Here is a 12736-nt window from a genome sequence, read left to right as displayed (position 1 = left end):
GCGCACGGACGCGACCGCGAACTGGCCTGTCCTGGCAGTCCATGGCGCTAGTCAGGGCGCAGCCGCACGATCGTGGCACCCCAGCTGCCCTCGCCGTGCCCCCCGAGCCGATAGTCCTCGACCAGCGGGTGGCCCTCGAGCAGCGAGTGCACCGTCCGCCGCAGCACGCCCTTGCCCTTGCCATGCACGATCCGCAGGTCCCGGATCCCGCGCGCGCGACAGACCTCGATGTACTCCCGGACCAAGGGCGCTACCTCTTTTGGCGAAAAATTGTGCAGGTCGAGCTCGCCATCAACGGCGACCTCGGCGGCCGCTGGCTCGCTGCCCGCAGACGCCCCAGCCCACGGCGCATCGGGCAGCCCGCGCGGACCTGCAGCGCGCAGCGACTTGGGCCGACGCACCCGCCCCTCGTTGCTTCGCACGCGCCGCTCGAGGCCCCGACGCAGCCACGCGCGAACACCCGCCAAGCCCAGCGATCCAGTCTTGGCGTGCCGCCGCCACGTGCCCGCGACGCAGACCTCGAGACACCGCTGCAGCACCTCGCCGCGCAGGCGGACCTCAATCACCCGCAGCTCGCCAAACATTGCCGCGGCCACGAAGTCCAGGGCCAGCTCGCGCGCCTCCTCGATCTGCTCGGCGTCGTGGGACGCGGGATCGACCTCGATGCCCTCGACCCATCCGCCAAACCGCAGCCGGATCAGCTTCGCGCCAACACCGACCTCGATCCACTCGCCCCCGCCTGGACCGAGCTCGACGACGGCCAGCCGCTGGCCCGCGTCGGTCCGCAGCTGACCGCGGGGCGTGAGCGTGAGCTCGGACTCACTGGCCGCGACGAGGCGATCGAGCTTGTCGATCAGGCCGTCCTGATCACCATCGCTCACGAGCGTCGCTCGGCCAGCACCGCGATCAACACCGCCCGCGCGCCGGCCTCGTCGAGCCCGCGCAAGCTCTGCATCAGCTCCTCGCTGCGATGCTGCAGCCCGACGAGCGCGAGCTCGACCGGCGTCAGCGGTGGCGTGATGTGCTTGCGATGTACGAGCCGCAGCAGCTGCTCGAGCTCTTCGGTCGGCACTCCCGTCAGGGCCATCGGAACCTGCGCCATCGTGGGACACTTAGCCCAGCCGCCGCCGCGATGCCAGGCCACTACCAACTATCGGACGGACGCACCGAACCGGTCGCCGGGTTCGCCCGCCCCGATCATCCCGGAGCTGTCCTGATGCCAGATCTGGCTGTCGATCGCAGTCAGCCCGCCGATCGCCCCATACAACACGTTGGCCGCGCCCGCGTTCACCAGGGGCCCGAGATCCTCGAGGGGTACCCCGATCACCAGGTCCATGCGGCCATCCGCGTCAAAATCGCCCGCCGTCAACGAGCTGCCGAACGCGTCAAAGCCCTCGGTCGCCCCCGGGATCCCGCCGCTATTTTGGTGCCACAGCTGGTTGTCGACCGCCGCCAGCCCGCCGTCCGAGCCATAGATCAAGTTGAGCGCGCCAGCGTCGACCTCGACCGCCGTGCCTTCTAGATCTTCGCCCGGCACACCGATCGCCAGATCGTCGCGCCCGTCGTCATCGAAGTCACCCGCAGCCAGCGACCGCCCAAAGTGGTCCGACGCCTCGGCCACGCCCAAGATGCCCAGGCTGTCTTGATGCCAGAGCTGGTCGGCGGCCACAGACAGACCCACGGCGGATCCGTAGATGACGTTGAGGGCCCCGGCTTCGCTCGTCAGCCCGACCCCCTCATTGGGGACGCCGATCGCTAGATCAGGGTACCCATCATTGTCAAAGTCGCCCGCCGCCAGCGCGCGGCCAAAGTTGTCATTGGGCTCCGCGGCCCCAAGGATCCCAAGGCTGTTCTGATGCCAAATCTGATCGCCGTCCGCCGAGAGCCCCACGCTGCTGCCGTAGAACACGTTGACCATGCCAGCCCTGGCGATCAGCGCCACGTCCTCGTCCGGCACACCAATCGCCAGATCCACGTGGCCGTCACTGTTGAAGTCTCCGGCCGCCAGCGCGCTCCCGAACGAGTCGCCCGTCTCGGCGACACCGCCGACCCCAGCCACGTCTTGATGCCAGATCTGATTGCTGGTCGCGCTCAGCCCCGCCGCAGATCCGTAGATGACATTGACCGCTCCGGCGTCCGCGACTCCCCCGACATCCTCGCCTGGCACCCCAACCGCCAGATCCTGGTAGCCGTCCTTGTTGAAGTCGCCGCTCGTCAGCGCCCAGCCAAACAGATCGCTGGGCTCGGCTGCGCCAATGAGCCCAGCACTATTTTGGTGCCAGATCTGATTGCCGGCCGCCGTCAAGCCCTTCGCAGATCCATACAGTACATTCACGGCTCCGCCATCGGCGACCGCGCCGATGCTCTCGAACGGGACACCGATCGCCAGATCAGCGAATCCATCGCCGTCAAAGTCCCCGGCCGCGACCGACGCGCCAAAGCTATCACCTGGCTCCGCGGCCCCAAGGATGCCGGCGCTGTTTTGATGCCACAGCTGATTGCCGGTCGCGCTCAACCCCAGCGCCGATCCGTACAGTACGTTGACGGCGCCAACCGACGGGAGGTTGCTGCCAACGCCCTCGCCCGGCACCCCGATCGCCAGATCGTCGTAGCCGTCTCCGTTGAAGTCAGCCCTGCCGCCGCCGCCCCCCGGCCCCGCCCGGCCCCCTGCCCCTTCCGCGAGGCCGCCAAGGTCGAGACCCACGCCCTGATGGTCGTCGCTCGGATCGGCAAACTCGGTCGTACATGCACAAACGCCAATTAGCATGATCGCGGCCACGCCCGAGCGAGCGCTGATAATTTGAACTGGGTGGTACACGGCGACACTCCTGCTCTGGGCGCGCTGTGTTGTCCGCCCCCGATCTTTCAGGCTGGCACGACTCGCAACAATTCCCACGCGAGCGAATTGCAGCGTGCCGACGCTGATGTCGGTATTGCGTCGCCCTCCCACGACGACGAGGCACCCACGCCAAAGCTTGGGTACCTTCGCGCAGACCGGGGCGAATCGCCTCAGCGAATCGCCTCAGCCGATCGACTCAGCGGGTCGACTCAGCGAACTGTCGCGCCAAAGTGATCATGCTGGTCGGCCACCCCCTCGATCCCGGGGCTGTCTTGATGCCAGACCTGATCGCCCTTGGCCTTCAGGCCCGAGCCCGACCCGTAGATGACGTGGACCGCCCCCGCGTCGGCCTCGCCCTCGACGTCCTCATAGGGCACGCCAATCGCCAGATCCACCCGCTCGTCACCGTCGAAGTCACCCGTGGTGAGCGCCGACCCAAACCCGTCAAACTTGGCAGCAGCCCCCCCGATCCCGGAGGTGTCCAGGCTGAACAGTCGGTTGTCCTTGGTCGAGACCCCGCTGTTGGCTCCGTACACCACGTTGACGGCGCCAGCGTCCAGGATGATCGTGGACTCGTCGCTCAGATCCTCGCCGGGTACGCCGATCGCAAGATCCCCGTGGCCGTCGCCGTCAAAGTCTCCGCTGGCCAGGGTCATGCCGAACTGGTCGAATGACTCGGCGACGCCCTCGATCCCCGCTACGGCCTGATTCAACAGTTGATCATTGGCCGAATCCAGCCCATTCGCGCCGCCAAAGATCACGTTCACGGCGCCTGCGTCCTGGGCCGAGTCGACATCGTCGTAGGGCACGCCAACTGCCAGATCGTCGCGTCCATCGTCGTCGAAGTCACCCACAGCCAAGGCCGCGCCAAACTCGTCGAACGCCTCCGCGACGCCCTGGATGCCGTTGCTGTTCTGATGCCAGGTCTGATCGCCAGTGACGCCCAGCCCGCTGTTGGTGCCATACAGCACGTGGACCAAGCCAGCGTCCACGATCTCGCTGATGTCCTCGAGCGGTACGCCGACCGCGAGATCCGACTTGCCGTCGTCGTCGAAGTCGCCAGCGGCCAACGCCGAGCCAAACCGGTCGTCGCTCTCCAGCGTACCGGTGACCCCTGGGACGCCCTGATGCCAGAACTGGTCGTTGGCGGCCGCCAACCCACTCGATGATCCGTAGATGACATGGACCGCGCCCGCGTCGACCCGGCCATTGATGTCTTCGTAGGGGACGCCGATCGCAAGATCGACGTAGCCATCATCATCGAAGTCGCCGGTTGTCAGCGAAGCGCCAAACTTGTCGTTGAATTCCGCGTGGTCCGCGATGCCGGAGATATTCTGACTCCAAAGCTGGCTCCCCAAGGGTTTGAGTCCGCTCGGCGAGCCGTAGAGCACGTTGACGGCGCCCGCCCGGTAGGTGTCGCCAATCCCTTCATGCGGCACGCCGATCGCCAGATCCGCGTATCCGTCATCGTTGAAATCACCGGCCGCGAGGGTTGTACCAAAATTGTCGTTGGCCTCGGCGATACCTTCGACACCCGGGGTGTCCTGCGTCCACAGTTGGTTGCCATCCGCGTCCAAGCCGTCGGATGAGCCGTAGATCACGTTGACGGCGCCGGCCGACGGGAGCGAGCTGCCCAGACCCTCACCCGGCACCCCGATCGCCAGATCCGCGTAGCCGTCACCGTTGAAGTCGGCCTGCAAGCTCGCGCTTGACGACGGCGGAGGCGTGGAGCCTTCGCGGTATGTGCTGATTGATTCAGGTGCCTCCAGATCGCATGCGGTGATCCCGACAAGCGCAATTGCAACCAGGCTCGAAAACCCTACCACCATCCGTATTTGTTTGTTCATGGATAACATTCCAATCTGGCGTGTGCGAACCGCACCGCCTCACGCCTTAACTGACATGACAGGTGATCGGCGTCAGCCCGAATTCATTGCACGTGGCCAGCGGCGATGCGTTGATTCACGCCGTCTTCGCCAGCTAATTCCAAATCGGGCTGGTCCAGGCGCGCTCTTGGATCACGTCGATCGCGGTATCACAGGCGCCCGGCAGCTCTTCGCCCGCGGCCTCGAGCGCGTTGCAGTCGCGCGTGGTCCACCGGCACACTGGGTTCTCGACCACCCGCGCGTAGTACCAAGCCCGCTCCGCTGGATCGTAGGACGGGTCGACCCAGTATCCACACAATTGCGGGCTCCCGGCCCCTTGCGTCTCGCAGGTGCTGATATCGACGCTCGCGCCATTTGGCCCACCCGCGATCTCGAACACCTCGACGTGCGGCTCACCGCTGGCGTCGACCCAGCCCTTGATCATCTGGATACGCTCGAGGTCCGTCCCGGGCGCCGCCGCGGTCCCAGGATCTTTGAGCGCCTGGACCACAAAGCCCGGCGCCGAGGCCGAGGCGGGCTGCGCGGGTAGATCGCCGCCCATTGGCACGCCCCGCTCATAGCCAAGCTCGACCAGATCCGCCCGCGAGCAGATGTCGCTTGGCAGGTCCCAGCCCCCAAACATCCGCACGGCCATGCGCGGCCCAGAGGTCCCGTAGGTCTCGCGGCGGCGCATGGCGTCGAAGATCGACTCGCGGTTGTTCTGCTCGGCCCACACCGCGATCAACCCGCCGGGCGAGTCCTGCGGGCCGCCCGGCAACGTCCCCGTGAGACGCTGCGCGCTCGAGCCCTCGGCCGCGCCGAAGTGGCCGGGATAGTTGTACTCCTCGACCGCGCCGGGCGTGCCATTGTGGGTGTCGGTGCTGGCCATCAGCCCGAGCTTGTATGGATTGACGCCCAGCCGCGCTTGCTCGCGCAGGCCCTCGGTCAAGATCCCCCGGGCAAAGTCCACGCGCGAGACACAGCCGCCGTTGATCATGCCCTGCATGCCCGTACCGTCGCCGCAGTCCTCGAAGTCGTCCGTCCGCAGCTTCTCGAAGTCACACAGCTCGTCCGGGGCCCCGAGCGGATTGGCCAGGCCATTGGTGCACTCGCTGTCGCCCTTGTGCTGGTAGACCTCCAGCAGCGGCTCGAGCCGCGCGCGCAAGCTAGCGAGCTCGGCCTGGTCACCCTCGGGGTATTCGGCCACGAACATGTTGCCGTTTGACCAGTTACTATTGTGCGGGATCGCCAGTACATCGCAGCCGTTGAGGCCCTCGATGCAGTCCCGATCCAGCGCGCGCCACAACCCCCAATAGTCGGGCTCTTCAAAGTGGGTCGCCGGGATCGCCGGGACCCGCTCACTGCGAAAGATCACGTTGCGATGCAGGTTTGACAGGGTCTTGGCCCCGGACCACTCGTAGGCGACGAAGCTGGTGAAGCTACAGGCGGCGCTGCGATCATAGGCCGCCTCGGCTGCCTCTTGGGTGCGGACCCACGCGTCACTCAGCTCGACGGGGCAGTCCGCGACCTCGCAGATCGCCTTGGGCCGCACCGGTGTTTGGGCGCCAAGCCCCAGGCCCCACTGGACCAGCACCGATGGGTCACCCTCGCGCAGGCCAATGCACAGATCGCTCGAGTACGCCGGTGAGTCCGGGTCTTTGCAGGCCGACACCTCGCCAAGGTACTCGCCGTGATCCGTGACGGCCGCGAAGTCCAGCGGCCGCTCGAGCTGGTGAGTCCGTACGCCGCCAGCATCATCGGGGAGCTCGACAGCCTGGCCTTGGGCGAACTCGTAGGCGGCGAAGGGATCCACGTCGACCCGGTTGATGTACGCGTCGAACGAGTAGCTGGTGTGCACGTGGAGATCGCCAAAGTACACGTTGCGCAGCGGGTTGTTGTCGCTGCACGGCTCGCGCTCCTCGACGAAGGGCGGCTCCTCGGCGGGCTTGCACGCGCTCAGCGAGGACGCGAGCGCCAGCGCAGTCAGGGACAGCCGCGAACAGCGAGCGAGCGGGGTCATCGCCGCAAGCTTGCCACCTTGTGACGCTAGCCCCAAAACCCCAGCACCCGATCCAGCGTCCACGCGAACGCGAGCCCGCCCATCGCCCAGATCGGCGCCCGCGTGGCCAAGCGCGCGGTTTTCTCGCTCAGCCCGACCGCGCCCGCCAGGGCCCGTCCGCCCGCGAGCAGCACCAACAACAGCGCCACCACCCCCAGCTGGCCCAGCTCGACCCCCACGTTGAAGCCCAGCAGCGCCAAGGGGATCTGGCCCTGCGGCAGCCCGACCTCGCTCAGCGCGCCCGCGAAGCCAAACCCGTGCAGCAACCCAAACCCGAACGCGACCACCCACGGATAGCGCCAGCTCCAACTGTTTTCAGCTCGGGCGAGGGCTTCTCGCCCGCTTGCGGACACCTTCGTAGACTCGTTCACCGAAAGCAGCGGGCTGTCGCGCGCGGTCTCATCTGTCTGGCCGCACGCGAGCTCGCGCGCGAGCAGCAAGATCGACAGCGCGATCCCAGCCTCGACCGGCGGCCCAGGCACGTGGACAAGCTCGAGGGTCGCGGCCGCCAAGGTGATGCTGTGCGCCAGCGTGAACGCGGTCACCGTCCACAGCAGCGTCCGCGTGTTGCGGCCTGCCGCGCGCACCAACAACACCAGGCCAAACACGAACAGCAGGTGATCCGGGCCGAGCAGGATGTGCTCGATGCCCAGCGCCACGTAGTCCGCGAACACGCCGTCGTTGTCGGCCCCGCCCGACGTCCCGTCCGACGTTCCATCCAACGTCATCGTCGGTTGATCGGGCCCGAGCACCGCGGTCACCTGCGTGCCGTCGACGAAGCGGAGCTCGACGATCACATCGACCGGGTGGCGGTCGAGACCCGCGACCCCGAGCTCGCCGATCAGCCCCTGCGACCCGCAGTCGAGCCGGAGCTGGCCAAGCTCGCAGTGCGCGGGCACGATCGGGGTCAGGTCCCCCTCGCCGATCGCCCCGGCCGTGCTGAGCGCGGGTGCAACCAGGCGAAGATCGAAGCGGCCGCCGCCCTGCCCGCTGGCGTCGGCCAACTCGGTCAGCCGCAGCAGCGCGGGTCGAAACTCGTGCGCGCGGGCCGGGCCGCTCACCAGCATGATCGCGAGCAACACCAGCAGCATCGACGCCCGCGTCAGCCAGACCGTGGGCGGGCGACTCATCAGCGGACTACTCACCGGCGCCCTCGATCTCGAGCGCGTAGCGATCGCGCAGCTCCTGCATCGCCCGCTCGCGCGCCTGCTCCCGGGCGTCGTTCAGCAGCCCCTGCCGAGCCTGGCCGCGGACCTCGTCGACGCTGGCCAGGCGCCCCGGCAGACGCTCCTCGACATGGACGAGGTGCCAGCCATACAGCGAGCGCACGCGATGCCAGCCGACTTCTGGCAGCGCCGCGACGCTGTCGCCAAACGCCGGTCCAAAGCTGCGGTTGAGCTCGACGACGGTCTTGGGCTGCAGGACTTGACCCAGGGCAAAGCCCTCGCCGAGCGTCGCCGGGTCGGCGCCGTTGGCCAGCGCCTGCTCGAGTTCCATCAATTTGGCCTCGGGCACCACGCGCGAGGAGCTTGGCACGAACACGTGGACGATCCCGAAGCGCGGAGCCTGCTCGAAGCGATCCGCGTGCTCACCGATCCACTGCTCGAGCTGTTCGTCGCTCGGCTCGGGCGGGTCGTCGACCTCCTCGAACAAGAACGCCAGCTTCTGAATGAGTCGGCGCCGAACGATCGGATCGCCACGATCGAGACCCAGCGCCCGCGCCTCGCGATACAGCATCTCGGCGTCGGCCCACTCACGGATCGCCGCCTCGCGCTCCTCCGCGGTCGGCTCCCGCCCCAGCCGACGCGCCTGCTGGGACTGGATCCGCGCCAGCGTGTCCGCCGACACCACGATCGTCTCGCCCGCCGGGGCCGGCCGCACCTGCTCGTACAGGCCGAACAGCGCGGCGCCAGCGACCGCGAAGTGCAGCAGCGGCTCACGGTACCAAGGGCGGGCGCTCACGGGGCGATGATCACCAGCGCGGGGCCCAAGATCAAACCCCTGGATCCCACAAACGATCAGCCCTTCCTAGCCCGTCGGCGCCCGACTGCATGCACTTTGCAAATATTGGTCCCTCCCCCCGAACATGGCCGTCTGCGCGGACATGTGCCGGGAATCTGGAGCATTCCCATGACCGTATGACCGTGACGATCACGCAGTTTGGAGGGCACACCGGCAGTTTCGCCGGCGATTGCGCAGTCGTCGAGGTCGACGACGAGAGCGGCAAGCACGTGGTCATCATCGACACGGGCGACAGCGTGATCTGGGACAGCAACGCGAGTCTGGCCAACTACGTCCGCGCGCCCGCCTCGTCGAAGGGCGCGCAGGTCATCCTGGTCACCACGTACTTTCACCGGGATCATTTCAACACAGATGTCGTTGGCCAGTTCAGGAATGGAGAGCTGTCCTCGCACTACTTCTCCAAGCAAGCGGCGACATCGGCGAACTTCACGAGGCTCAGCAACGGGGGCAAGTGGAATTCCCTCGGTAAGGGCACGACGTCGATCCAACTTGGTCCGACTGCCCAAATGACCTTCTATGTTCCACCGCCAACCCTCAAGGTCGATGATCAGAACGATCAAAGCATGGCCTCGGCCACTTTGCTTGCCGCCGCTGCGGCGAGTCGACGGTCGTGGCGCATTCGTGCAAAAAACGCGGACTCTGCCCGTCATGCACGGGCCGGCGCATGGCTGACGTCGCGGCCCACCTCGGCGCGAGGTGTTCCCGGCGGCACCAGTTCGGCAGAGGGTGTGCTCGCTGCCGTGGCGGCTGCGCTACGCGATGGGCTACGACCGGAACCTGTGCGCCGACGTGCTCGACGCGTTCATCGTTTCGTTGCGTCGCTCGCTTCGTCTCCGGGCAAAGGCAAAGCTCGGTCTGGGCTCGGTCGAGGACGCGCGGTTCGGTGCGGTCACCTTTATCCAGTGTTCGCGGTTGACAACATGACCTGCCCCCGGTGCCGCGGTGCGATGCGCTTGGTCATGATCGCCAACAAGCACACGGCCGAGTCGCGCGTGGGTCCACCTCGCAACCTCGGTGACCTCTTGGCTGGTGGGGGCGCCGAGCGAGTGGAAACGCAGCTCGCCCTCGTCGTCCCTCACGTACACGCCGTCAAGTACGAGGCAATGAAAGTGCACGTTGAGCCGCAGCGAGGAGTCGGCGCGCTGGACGAAGGTGACCGCACCGAACCGCGCGTCTTCGACCGGACGCAGGCCAAGTTGCGCCTTCGCTCGGCGACGAAGCGAGCGACGCAACGAGACGATGAACGCGTCGAGCACGTCAGCGCACAGCTTTCGGTCGTAGCCCATCGCGTAGGGCAGCCGCCATGGCAGCGAGCACGACGTTCACGCAACCCCGCCCCCCCATCGTATGTCCTATCCGCCGTCCAGAAGTCTCATAGCAGGCGATCTGTTGATTCCAGTCGAGGTAGCTACGACGCGGACCTCTCGTCATAGGGAGGTACTGAAAACGAATTTCGGAGGTACGATAGTCATCAAGGCGTGAATTGGTCTTGATAGCAATGGCTATGTGGATCGGGTTACTTGATCCCTCCGAGATCCTAACTCGGTCGCACCTGGATCGGGTCACTTGACACGAGGCCACCGCCGGGACCGCGATACCCGCCAGGCCAACTCGTGCTCGTCCCCGTCGACAGCCTGCGCGATGGGACCCCACCCGGCCGCGATGGCACCTTCGTGCCGACCACACGAAGTTGGGTGCCGTGCCGGTTCGTCGCCAAACGTGGCGGATTTGAGCACGAACTCGGGCAAGCCTACGCCGGGCCTCGCCGTCTGCGGCCTCGCGGAGAGCCTCTCACGCGTGACAAAGCTCGCCGAAGTCGCTGCGCCATGTGCGCGGCGCCCAATTGGTGCATCGGCTGCCTTAGGCGCCGCTGATCCAAAATCCAGGTGTGTTCAACTGTACAGCCATGGCTCCGTTGACAATCCCGTGCCAACTCTACTAAGTTGTCTCTGGAGCCGAGCATCGAACCGCGTCAGGAACCGCCCTGATTACATCTCTGGACCAAACACTGAGCATGCTGGGGGTAGCCGCTTGCGGTGAGCATGAGGAAAAACCAAGAGTCTCCTATCAGTTCCAGCTAACCACCCTCGGGCTTTCCAGCCCACTGGCTTAAACAGCTATTCCGCAGTAAAGCGAGGCTCCGTTTACACATCGCCAAGTGCCATGCTACCACTCGATCGAGCATTTAGTCCTGGACGAATCGTCAACTTGCTAGTTCGACAACGACTGAGGACCGCTCGAAAACGTCGAAATAGCGCCTTCATTCTTGGCCTTGGCGGAGAGTCGCTGAAGTTAAACAGCAAGTTCACGCGGCTAGAAGACTTGCTTCCGCCCCGAAACAAGTGGTCGAAGTATAGGCCTCACAAGCATGAGCGTATCAACAACACGACCCAGTCGGGACCTGACCTAGTTGCTCATTGTCTTGCCCGTGGAGTGATCGCTGAACTCAAGCGCCCCAGGTACAGGTGGGCGCACCGGCTAGCCAAATACATTAACGACATACGTCACCGAGCCCTCAACTGGTCTAGGCTTGATCCATTTGCGCCAGAGTCAATTCACTGCCTACCCAAAAACAAGCCTGGAAACGGACAGAAATACCGGGTAGTAGCAAGCTACTCTTTAGACGATACAATCATAGCCAGTGGCTACGCCGCCCACATACGCAGCCTACTGGACCAAGAGCTGTCGCCAGCCTGCTTGGCCTTCCGAGGTCGTCGCTCAAATTTCATAACTTCGAGCACCACTGACAGCCGATACGTGACCTCATCGATGTCCATGGACTCGGCGCCAACGCATCACGATGCGGTCGAACTCATCGATAAATATCGAAAACAACAACATGCTTATGCGAAAATATGGGTATCGGAATGTGATATCCGCGGATTTTTTGACTCTGTATCGCACAGCATTGCTCATAAATCCATAAATGACATGTTCCAACGGGCTGACGTCGTTGTCGATCCTCGAGCAGAGAACTTCCTCATGTCATTCTTCGCCGGCTACAATTTTGACAACCTGGCCAAACCGATCGCAGTAAATCAACTCCGACAGCAGGGCATTACCAAGCCGGTCCTTGCCGACCCAACGTCGTGGATCAGGGCGCACGGCATCACCGCGACCAAGTCTGACAGGGGTGTACCTCAAGGCTCTGCAATATCCTGCCTCATAGCCAACGCTGTTCTTTCGGAGGCAGATTCTGTGGTTATGAGTATTATTTCTCAGCAGGGGCTGTACCTTCGGTATTGTGACGACATAGTAATACTCGAAACACAACGAGCAACGTGTGCCCATGCACTCGATGCCTATCTGTCTGTGCTAGACAAGCTGGAACTTCCCTATCATCTCCCGGAAACCGTAACACGCTACGACCGTTCTTTCTGGAGGGGAAAGTCTAAGAAACCCTATGTTTGGGCATCCAAAAGCGATGGAAGGGCTGTCCCATGGTTTGCATTTGTGGGGTACGAAATGCGCCGAAGCGGGCGTATCCGGCCGCGGCGGTCTTCTGTCGAAAAAGAACTATCCTCTCAGTTCTCCAGTTCGTCCCGATTCTTCGCTCGGATAGAGTCGAAAAAACAGACAACCACTGCGTGTGTCGTCAGGCCTCTTCACGAAATCGAAGAGAGGGTGCGAGATCACCTCGCCGCGCACGGTGTTGGATATCCTCGAGTCGGTACAGTTCGTCCAGCTCCTGATGGAGTGAGCTGGAGTGCGGGGTTTCGTGCTCTACGTGGCCGGACTCTCGACGACTCGGGGTTGCGCAAACTTGATGCTGGACGAACAAAGACCATGAAAGCCCTACGGAAGCGTCTATACAAAATGGAATCCTCGGGGCGTATCCAGTTTGCTGAGAACATACGCAAGCGTGGCCCTGCATTGACTCGGTCACAAAAAAGGCTCTGGCGGATTCGGTATCTTGGGCCGAACTTCTCATACCGCAACCAGTATTAGATG

Annotated in this window: 9 protein-coding genes and 1 pseudogene; 2 read left to right on the top strand and 8 right to left on the bottom strand. The window is 64.5% G+C overall.

Going from position 1 to position 12736, the window contains the following annotated elements:
* Positions 1–47: 47 nt before the first annotated feature.
* From DB30_RS42375 to DB30_RS21195, 7 genes are all read right to left on the bottom strand, one after another.
* On the bottom strand, positions 48–881 hold the full coding sequence (locus DB30_RS42375; RefSeq protein WP_240480293.1) for a Smr/MutS family protein: 834 nt from the start codon (positions 879–881) through the stop codon (positions 48–50).
* Positions 878–1102, bottom strand: a complete 225-nt coding sequence (locus tag DB30_RS21220) for a hypothetical protein (RefSeq protein WP_052551823.1) — start codon at positions 1100–1102, stop codon at positions 878–880. Before DB30_RS21220 ends, DB30_RS42375 begins: the two co-directional genes overlap by 4 nt.
* Positions 1103–1150: 48 nt before the next feature.
* Positions 1151–2818 (bottom strand): FG-GAP-like repeat-containing protein, encoded by a 1668-nt coding sequence (locus DB30_RS21215; protein WP_146659935.1) that lies wholly within the window; start codon positions 2816–2818, stop codon positions 1151–1153.
* Positions 2819–3048: 230 nt separating this feature from the next.
* Positions 3049–4539: an FG-GAP repeat protein gene (locus tag DB30_RS21210; protein ID WP_052551819.1), complete on the bottom strand. Its 1491-nt coding sequence runs from the start codon at positions 4537–4539 to the stop codon at positions 3049–3051.
* Between the two features lie 280 nt (positions 4540–4819).
* Positions 4820–6724, bottom strand: coding sequence for a DUF3604 domain-containing protein (locus tag DB30_RS21205; protein ID WP_146659931.1), 1905 nt, complete (start codon positions 6722–6724; stop codon positions 4820–4822).
* A gap of 26 nt (positions 6725–6750) precedes the next feature.
* Positions 6751–7893, bottom strand: coding sequence for a HupE/UreJ family protein (locus DB30_RS42820; RefSeq protein WP_052551814.1), 1143 nt, complete (start codon positions 7891–7893; stop codon positions 6751–6753).
* Between the two features lie 7 nt (positions 7894–7900).
* Positions 7901–8725 (bottom strand): peptidylprolyl isomerase, encoded by an 825-nt coding sequence (locus DB30_RS21195; RefSeq protein WP_052551812.1) that lies wholly within the window; start codon positions 8723–8725, stop codon positions 7901–7903.
* Positions 8726–9395: 670 nt separating this feature from the next.
* Between DB30_RS21195 and DB30_RS43430 the strand changes: the two are divergent.
* Positions 9396–9548, top strand: a pseudogene (locus DB30_RS43430) (transposase zinc-binding domain-containing protein); the annotation flags it as partial.
* A 1-nt stretch (position 9549) separates the two neighbouring features.
* Here the strand turns inward: DB30_RS43430 and DB30_RS21185 are convergent.
* Positions 9550–10071, bottom strand: a complete 522-nt coding sequence (locus tag DB30_RS21185) for a transposase (protein WP_052551810.1) — start codon at positions 10069–10071, stop codon at positions 9550–9552.
* A gap of 877 nt (positions 10072–10948) precedes the next feature.
* Between DB30_RS21185 and DB30_RS43140 the strand changes: the two genes are divergently transcribed.
* Entirely contained in the window at positions 10949–12733 is a 1785-nt protein-coding gene (locus DB30_RS43140) for a reverse transcriptase domain-containing protein (RefSeq protein WP_146659929.1), read from the top strand.
* The last annotated feature ends 3 nt before the right edge of the window (positions 12734–12736 follow it).

The organism is Enhygromyxa salina, from assembly GCF_000737335.2.
GTDB lineage: Bacteria > Myxococcota_A > Polyangia > Nannocystales > Nannocystaceae > Plesiocystis > Plesiocystis salina_C.
Note: the sequence above shows the minus strand (reverse complement) of the source record. Positions and strands in the feature narration are given on the sequence as shown.

Coding starts and splice junctions, on each gene's coding strand:
- DB30_RS43140 (WP_146659929.1), top strand. CDS start 10,949: ATGCTACCACTCGATCGAGCATTTAGTCCTGGACGAATCGTCAACTTG.
- DB30_RS42820 (WP_052551814.1), bottom strand. CDS start 7,893: ATGAGTCGCCCGCCCACGGTCTGGCTGACGCGGGCGTCGATGCTGCTG.
- DB30_RS21185 (WP_052551810.1), bottom strand. CDS start 10,071: ATGGGCTACGACCGAAAGCTGTGCGCTGACGTGCTCGACGCGTTCATC.
- DB30_RS21220 (WP_052551823.1), bottom strand. CDS start 1,102: ATGGCGCAGGTTCCGATGGCCCTGACGGGAGTGCCGACCGAAGAGCTC.
- DB30_RS21205 (WP_146659931.1), bottom strand. CDS start 6,724: ATGACCCCGCTCGCTCGCTGTTCGCGGCTGTCCCTGACTGCGCTGGCG.